The organism is Candidatus Magnetaquiglobus sp., assembly GCF_058402785.1.
The window spans coordinates 1-6,807 of the sequence record NZ_JBZVFG010000082.1; the positions used below are offsets into that span (position 1 = coordinate 1).

The following is a 6,807-nucleotide window of genomic DNA, read 5'->3' on the forward strand; positions in this document are numbered from 1 at the left end:
GGGAGGTCCACGGTTGGGGGGTGAGGGGGTTCTCCCCCCATCATGCAAGTTTGGAAACGACTCCCGTATTTCGCACGCAACCTTGCGGAAACCGTAACCATTCAGGATGGTTGCGGTTCAATCGTTGCTTTTTTTCGGGTCAGGCCTGACGCGGGTCAGGGTGCCGTCCGGGGTCAGATCGAAGGTGAGGGTCGGCGGGTTGGCCGGGATGGTGATCGAATCGGCGTCGGGGGTATGGCTGGTCGGCTGGCTGGAGCCATCCGGGGCATGGACGATGACGCGGGGGGTGCCGATCCAGATTTGTTGACCGTCCGGCGTGGGGGAGAAGCGCATCTGGCCGGGATTGGCATCACCATCGCGTTGATAGGAGAGGTCGAAAGCCGGCGGCGTGGCGTGCGGATGGGCTGGTTTCTTGGGTTCGGCATGCGCGGACCCGGACACCAGGAAACCGACAAGCATGAGCAGCGCACCTGTCACGATCGGGCCTGTGTGGAGGGATTGCGGCATGGGATCTCCGGTTGGAAGGGAGGGGGCTGGTGTGGTATGCGATCTTTTCAAAAATTTCCGCATTTCATGCCATCCTACACCATTTTTTGAATTATTGCCATGGATCGCATGTTCTGGGTGGAAATTTGCAAATTCACGACAATCCGCACGACTGAATGTCGCGGGTCATCCAATCGCTGTACAGACAGGAGATGTCCGCTTCGCCCAGTCGGTTGGAAAGGAAGAGTCGGGCGCATGGATCGCGCCGTTCCCGCGCGCCGGGTAGGGGGGCTGGCAGCAGGCGACTCGGCACCCGCAGGGAGGTGATTCCTTCCTTGAAGAGCAGGTGACGGGCCAAGGCCGGATAGTGGCGCATGAACTGCTCCCCGTCGCTGACGTGCAGGAGGTTGGTGGCCTGGAACCGTCCCTGTTTGAAGGGTTTATGGATGATGTGGCAGTATCCGTGCCGGTCGCCGAGCGCCAGTTGACGCAGCCAGGGGAATGGGCGGTGGTGACGACACGCCTGGGCCGCCTCGGGGGAGAGCGCGGTGAGGATTTCGTGCCGGTCCACGATGACCCGGCTGGTGAATCCTCCCGGCCAGCGCAGGGTGGAGAGCGCGCTGATCCGGTCCGAGAGTCGGACGAATCGTTGGGTGGCCAGGATCCGCGCCACGGTTTCGTTGGCGTTGAAGAGGGTGAAATGGGTGTCGGGCTGGGCCTTCAAGGCGCGCAGCAGGGAGAGACTCTGCCCCCGATACCCTTCCAGCACCACCCAATGGCCCAAGTGACAGAACTTCTCCAACCGTCCCCGGATGAGCCGTTCGGCGTGGAGCGCCATGAAGGCGCCGACCACCCGATTCTCATCCACCAGCATGAAACCATGGTTGGGTGGGGAGGTCATCCAGGTTTGGGCGTAGGCGTTTTTCCAGGCGGCGGGGGAGGGGGCGCTTCCGGTCGTGCGGTTGGCGTGCGGCGACTCGACCGGGGGGGTGTTCTCCCGCGTGCCGGTCTGGCATTCGACGAGAAACGCGCAGACCGTTTCCAGATCCATGGTCCGGATGGGCAGAACCTCGGCGCGGGGCCGAGGGGATCGGGCGGGGGCGGAGAAGCTGTCCATGCGCTTGGAACGGGCGTTCGGGGTGGAACGGGTCAGGATCCGGTGACGATATCCACCACGCCCATGTTCATGAACTTGTCGAAACGTTCCTTGATCAGGGTGCGCGAGGATTTGCGGCGCAGTTCGCGCAGATTCTGGATCAGGTGGCGTTTGAGCAGGTTGGCGGCCTCGTCGGGATTGCGATGCGCACCGCCGATCGGTTCCGGGATGATCTCGTCGATCACCTTGAGTTCCAGGATGTCCGGCGCGGTCAGGCGCAGTGCCTCGGAGGCCAGTTCGGCCTTGGAGGAGTCCTTCCAGAGAATCGAGGCGCACCCCTCCGGCGAGATCACCGAATAGGTGGCATACTGCATCATCAGCACCCGGTTGCCCATCCCCAAGGCCAGCGCGCCCCCGGAGCCCCCTTCACCGATGACCACCGAGAGAATCGGCACCTTGAGCGAGGCCATTTCCTTCAGGTTGCGGGCGATCGCCTCGGCCTGGCCGCGCTCTTCGGCGCCCTTGCCCGGATAGGCGCCAGGGGTGTCGATGAGACAGATGATCGGCAGCTTGAATTTTTCCGCCAGTTTCATCAGCCGCAGCGCCTTGCGATACCCTTCGGGTTTGGGCATGCCGAAGTTGCGGCGCACCTTTTCCTTGGTGCCGCGCCCTTTTTCCTGGCCGATCACCATCACGTCGATGTCGTCGAGCACCGCCAGACCGCCGATGATCGATTCGTCGTCCCCGAAGACCCGATCCCCGTGCAGTTCCGTGAAGTTGGAGAAGACCAGTTCCAGATAGTCCGTGGAGAAGGGGCGATCCGGATGGCGCGACAGGAGGGTTTTCTGCCAGGGGGTGAGCTTGGCGAAGATCCGTTCGGTCAGGTGGATGGTTTCTTGTTCCAGGCGGGCGATCTCCTGGGAGATGTTGATGTCCGAGCTGTTGGAGAGATGGCGCAGATCGTCGATCTTGGACATCAACTCGCCGATGGGGCGCTCGAATTCGAGAAAGGTCTGGGACATGGTTTGGATCATGGGGTGTCCGGCGCGGCCTGGTGTGACTTGAAAGGGAACGAAGGGATGCAAGGAATCATTATGCCATATCCGGATGGAGCTGCTCAAGCCACGATTCCAGCAGATCGACACGGCTCTCCCAGGTGTTTTGCAGCGCTCTGGCCCGGCGGGTGACCGGCGTGCCGACGCCCTGTCCGGCCACGGCGGCAGCGATGGCCCGTTCCCATTCCGGGATCGTTGCGGCGATGGCCGTCACGTCGGAGAATTCGAGCAGTGCGGTCTGGGGCGCGGCCACGACCGGCTTGCCGGTGGCCAGATACTCGTGGAGCTTGGTGGGGTAGCCATGCACCACCCAATCCTCGGGGGATCCCTCTTCCACGCGGGCGATCTTGTAGCAGATGACATGCAGATCCATGTGGACCAGGTAGGACGGCAGGATGTCGCGCGGTTTGAGCCCCAGGAAATGGATGTTCGGGCGTTGGCGCAGCCGGTCCCAGGTGAGGCGGGTCTGGCAGTCGCGCGCTTTCTGACCATGCAGGGTGACCGGTCCCATGAAGATCCAGTGCCACTCCGGATGGTCCTGGGCCAGGGTCTCGATCATTTCGAAGTCGAGTTTGGGGTTGATGTTGCCCACATAGCCGATGCGCGGATGGGGAATGGAGGCCAACTCCGCGGGACAGGGGGCCAGATCCGCGGAGGCGAAATGGTGGGCATCCGCGCCATTCGGGAGTTGGCGTGCCTTCCCGGGACCGGGTGCGGGCAGGTTGAGCGCCATGCCGGGGGAGGAGGTGGTGATCAGATCGGCGCGGGAGACCAGTCGCGTCTCCATGGTGGCCTTCTCCTCCGACCACTCCCCCATCAGCCGGTAGACATCGTAGACGTGGTAGTGGACCCGATCGGGTCGCAGAAGCTCTATATAGGGTTCGAAGCGCGGATGAAACAGCATGAGGTGCCGTCGGTCGCTCAAACGGTCGGCGGCAGAGCGCAGACGACGGGCGTGCAGGGCGGTGGCGGTGCGGCTCCAGGCGGGAAAACGGTCCCACAGACAGGGCCAGCGGCCCGGAATGTCGGTCAGGACGCCGATTTCTCGAGGTTCCAGCCGACCGCGCCAGGGCGCGCGTTGCCACTCCGGGGTGTCGCGGGACCACCAGTCCAGGGGGCCGGAGGCGTAGATCACCGGCCAGCCGCGGCGCGCCAAGCGGGAGAGCAGTTGCTGTCGGCTCAACCAATGGGTATCCCAGGGGTGGGGGGCCAGGGCCAGAATGACCGGTTTGGGGCGGCGCCTTGAGTCGGACTGCATCGCGTGATACCGTGGGGCGTGGGAAATCGTTTAAGGAAACCCAACAAAACAGGGTGGTAGATTAATCGCGTTCGACAAGGGATGGCAAGGGATGGCAGGGAGTGGGGATGACGTTCGCACGGAGGGCGGGAGACCGATGAACGGGCCGTCCGGAGCGCGTCATGTTCTGGTGGTTTTCCATGCCACCTTTCCCGTAGCCCACGGTGGGATCAACGTGATGATCGCCGAGTTGGCCCATGCCTGGAGCGCCATGGGGATCCGGGTATCGCTGTTCGCGCCCGGACCCTGGGGGCAAAAAACGTTGAGCGTCGAGCGGTTCGGCCCGATCACCCTCTACAAGATGCGTCTGCGCCCGTTGTGGGACCGGCGTAGACCTTTGCGTGGTCTGCTGGGTCTGGTGGCCGAACTGCCGCGCACCCTGTGGACCCTGTGGCGACTCATCCGACGCGAGGGGGTGGATGTGATCCACTTTCATACCGCGCGGGATTATCAGATCTTCTTTCATCTGCTCCGCTGGTTCGGCGGACCGCCGGGGGTCACCACCTTTCATGGCACCGATGCCCTGGTCCTGGCCGAGGGGAAACGTCGCGACACCCCGTTGTTGCGTTGGATCGTACGTCGGTCGGCAGCCGTGACCGCCGTGGCTCCCCACATCGGGCGTCTGATCGAGAGGGCCTGTCCGGATCTGGCGCCGGTGCGGATCGTTCTCAATGGCGTGAACGCCGCGATCGGGGGTGCGCTGGATCAACCACCGGACGACCTGCGGTTGCCGGAACGGTTCTGGGTGGTGGTGGGGTGGGTCGAGCCGCCCAAGGGGCAGGATGTGGCGATTCGCGCCTGGGCCGAGGTGTCGAGACTCTGGCCGGATTTGCATCTGGTGATCGTCGGCGGGCAGACCTTTTTTCCGAATGGGGAGCCTCATTTTCCCGGATTCTTCGAGGCCATGTTGAACCTGGTGGTGGAGAACGGCACCGCGGAGCGGGTCCATTTTCTCGGCCAGTTGCCCAGGGAGCAGGTTCTGGCGGTCATGGCGCGGGCGCGGGGGTTGTTGTTTCCCTCCCTGCGCGAGGGGTTGCCCTATGCCCTGCTCGAGGCCGGCCTGTTCGGACTGCCGGTGGTCTGCCACCGCATTCCGCCGTTTTCGGATCTGATCGGGGAGGGGGTGAACGGCCTGTTGACCCCGGTTGGGGATGACCGGGCGCTGGCCGAGGCGGTCTCCCGGCTGGAGAGCGATCCGGAGGCGGCGCGCCGCATGGGAGAGGCGTGGCGGGAGCAGGTGCATGAACGCCATTCGGTGCGGGCCATGGCGCGGGGATACCTGGCGCTCTTTGCCTCCCTCGCCGGGGATGAGGCCGGGTGGGGCGTGCGCGACACCTCGGACGGGAGTTGATGGAGATGGGCGGACTGGATGGGGGGACGGTCGAAACCAACCTGTTCTTGAGTCAGGCCTGGTTGCGGGTGATGAACGCGATCGGCGCGGTGAGCGCGGCTGTGCCGGTGGAACTGGTGCGGGGCCGGATCCATGTCGGCCAGGTGCGCGAACTGGGACAGTCGCGCTGGGTGGTGTACGGCAGTTGGCCGGAACCTGCGGAGACCGAATTGAGCCACCTGTTCGACCAGGCGCGCCGCGCCGGAGCGTTTGCCGTGGAGTCGCGCTTCAACATGGCCCGTTGGCCCGAAGAGACGATCCGGAGCGTGGGGGGAGAGATCCTGGAGCCGTTCGGCACTTATGTGGTCGATCTGACCCGTGATGAGGAGCGCCTCTGGATGGCGCTCAAGCCCACCCATCGCAACAAGATCCGACGCGCGCGCACCCAGGGAGTCGAGATCCGCCCGGAGCTGGAACCGCGACGGTTCCAAAGCGGCCTGGAGAGCGCTTATGCCCGCGGAGGACGCCACAATCCCCATTCCGAAGGCTATTTCGCGGCTCTCGAACGCCATCTGGCCCCATCCACCCTGAAGATGAGCGCCTGGCTGGACGGGACGTTCCAGGCCGGGGCGCTGATCGTGTTCGATGCCGGACGGGGATACTATCTGCATGGGGCGGTGATCGATGCCCCGGCCACCGGCGCGGCCAATCTTCTCCATTGGGAGGTGATGCGGGCGCTCAAGACGCGCGGCGTGGCCGAATACGATCTGGGGGGCGTGCGTCCGCACACCGATGACCCCAGGCTGAGGGGGATCTTCCAGTTCAAGGAGCATTTCGGCGGTGTTTTCGAACCCTGTTGCTTCTGGCGCAAGATCGTCCACCCCTGGCGGCATCGCCTGCATCGCGGACTCGAACGAACGCGTGCCTGGTTGGGTTGACGGGGGTCGGGCTGGTCGGGTCGATGGAGAGATGGCGCGCGCGAAATCTGGAAAAATTCTCCTTGGCGATTTGACGAAATTCAGATAAAGTGAGAATCTCTAATGAATGGCTCGGCGTGGCTGCGTTTCTCGGGTCGTTTATCTTTGCTTTCCAATAGGTTGAACAAGAATGAGCATCTACGGCGAAAATACGTTGATCTTCGGTGCCAGCGCCCAGGCCGCCTTCGACGCCCTGTCGCAACGCACCCGGACCATGGCCAGCGTCTCTCAACTGCGTCTGTTCGAGCAGCAGGCGGTGCAGAGCATGGCCGGTGTCGCCAACGACACCTCCCGCGCTTCGGTGGCCTACAAGGTCTCCCTCTCCGAAGCCGCCATGCGCCTCTATTATCAGAAAGCGGGTATCTCCACCTCGGAACCCATTTCCAAACTGATTCTGTAGGGGTTGGCCTCTCCGGGTGTCCCGATTCGTTGCGCGTGGTTTGTCCCTTCGAACATGTCGGTTTGCCTGCCTTCCATCGTGCCCGTTCGTCATGACTGGGGATGAGGAGCCTCCATCGTGCCCGTTCGTCATGACTGGGGATGAGGAGCCTCCATCGTGCCCGTTC

7 protein-coding genes are annotated in these 6,807 nt (G+C 63.7%); 3 read left to right on the plus strand and 4 right to left on the minus strand.

Annotation, left to right across the window (positions count from 1 at the left end):
- Positions 1 to 117 precede the first annotated feature (117 nt).
- From ACV4UY_RS16205 to ACV4UY_RS16220, 4 genes are all read right to left on the minus strand, one after another.
- Positions 118 to 507 (minus strand): hypothetical protein, encoded by a 390-nt coding sequence (locus ACV4UY_RS16205; RefSeq protein WP_491608594.1) that lies wholly within the window; start codon positions 505 to 507, stop codon positions 118 to 120.
- A gap of 133 nt (positions 508 to 640) precedes the next feature.
- The gene (locus ACV4UY_RS16210) at positions 641 to 1,603 is read right to left on the minus strand and encodes a hypothetical protein (RefSeq protein WP_491608595.1); all 963 of its coding nucleotides are present in this window, start codon (positions 1,601 to 1,603) and stop codon (positions 641 to 643) included.
- A 32-nt stretch (positions 1,604 to 1,635) separates the two neighbouring features.
- Positions 1,636 to 2,604: an acetyl-CoA carboxylase carboxyltransferase subunit alpha gene (locus ACV4UY_RS16215; RefSeq protein ID WP_491608599.1), complete on the minus strand. Its 969-nt coding sequence runs from the start codon at positions 2,602 to 2,604 to the stop codon at positions 1,636 to 1,638.
- A 70-nt stretch (positions 2,605 to 2,674) separates the two neighbouring features.
- Positions 2,675 to 3,895 (minus strand): glycosyltransferase, encoded by a 1,221-nt coding sequence (locus ACV4UY_RS16220; RefSeq protein ID WP_491608596.1) that lies wholly within the window; start codon positions 3,893 to 3,895, stop codon positions 2,675 to 2,677.
- A 136-nt stretch (positions 3,896 to 4,031) separates the two neighbouring features.
- Between ACV4UY_RS16220 and ACV4UY_RS16225 the strand changes: the two genes are divergently transcribed.
- The 3 genes from ACV4UY_RS16225 (at position 4,032) to ACV4UY_RS16235 (ending at position 6,641) form a co-directional block, all read left to right on the plus strand.
- Complete coding sequence (locus ACV4UY_RS16225; RefSeq protein WP_491608597.1) at positions 4,032 to 5,285, plus strand: glycosyltransferase family 4 protein; 1,254 nt, start codon at positions 4,032 to 4,034, stop codon at positions 5,283 to 5,285.
- A gap of 5 nt (positions 5,286 to 5,290) precedes the next feature.
- Positions 5,291 to 6,202 (plus strand): lipid II:glycine glycyltransferase FemX, encoded by a 912-nt coding sequence (locus ACV4UY_RS16230; RefSeq protein ID WP_491608598.1) that lies wholly within the window; start codon positions 5,291 to 5,293, stop codon positions 6,200 to 6,202.
- A 169-nt stretch (positions 6,203 to 6,371) separates the two neighbouring features.
- Entirely contained in the window at positions 6,372 to 6,641 is a 270-nt protein-coding gene (locus tag ACV4UY_RS16235) for a hypothetical protein (protein WP_420905213.1), read from the plus strand.
- Positions 6,642 to 6,807: the final 166 nt, after the last annotated feature.